General features: G+C 40.7%; 1 protein-coding gene. It reads left to right on the forward strand.

Annotated elements, in window-relative coordinates:
• Nucleotides 1–645: hypothetical protein (locus tag AC1DND_RS28810; protein WP_477586384.1), on the forward strand; the 645-nt coding region annotated here is incomplete at its 5' end.
• Between the last annotated feature and the right edge of the window lie 121 nt (nt 646–766).

The following is a 766-nucleotide window of genomic DNA, read 5'->3' on the forward strand; positions in this document are numbered from 1 at the left end:
AATGGAGCAGGTGGTGGCGGTGGCGGCATGGGCCGTATGATGATGCGTTTTGGTGGTGGTGGAGGTAACAGAGAATATTACTATACCTTTGCAGATAAGGGCCTTACGGAGGTTTTTGATCTGAACGATACGACATATTACATGCCGAGTAAATTAACTTTATCTACTTCTGGTCCGATTGGCTCAATGAGAATGGGCGGTAGAAATCCTAATGATACCACTACAGCAAAACCAGCTCCGGCACCAACCATAGAAGTGATTAAAACAGATTCTACTAAACAGATTATTGGTTTTACCTGTCACCAGGCGATTATAAGATCTACAAGGGCTATTAAAATCTTGGATATGGATAAAAACGTAGTAGAAGAAACCAAAATCTGGTATACAAAAGATTTGGGGTTCGACTTTTCTCCAAACCCAAATATGTGGACTGAAGGTGCAGTTTTAGCGATCGAAGGCAGAGGTAATAGTTCAATTGCCAAAAGCATCGAATATAGGAATGTAAGTGCAAAAGATGTAACCGCACCTAAAAAAGCAAAACTGATCACTGCTGAAGAGTATAAAACTAAAATGGAGAACATGATGAAACGTTTTAGACAGAACAGACCAGGTGGTGGCCAGGTAAGATCATTTGGTATGAATTAATTCAGTTCGTTGCCAGACATCCGAAGTTTGAGTATAGGCCTGTGTCTCATGCGAACTTCGGATGTCTTTACATAAATTACCACCATAATAATTCTATTGTTGCCCTGAACTGCAAGCGTTC

It is taken from the genome of Pedobacter sp. 01N416, from assembly GCF_056399685.1.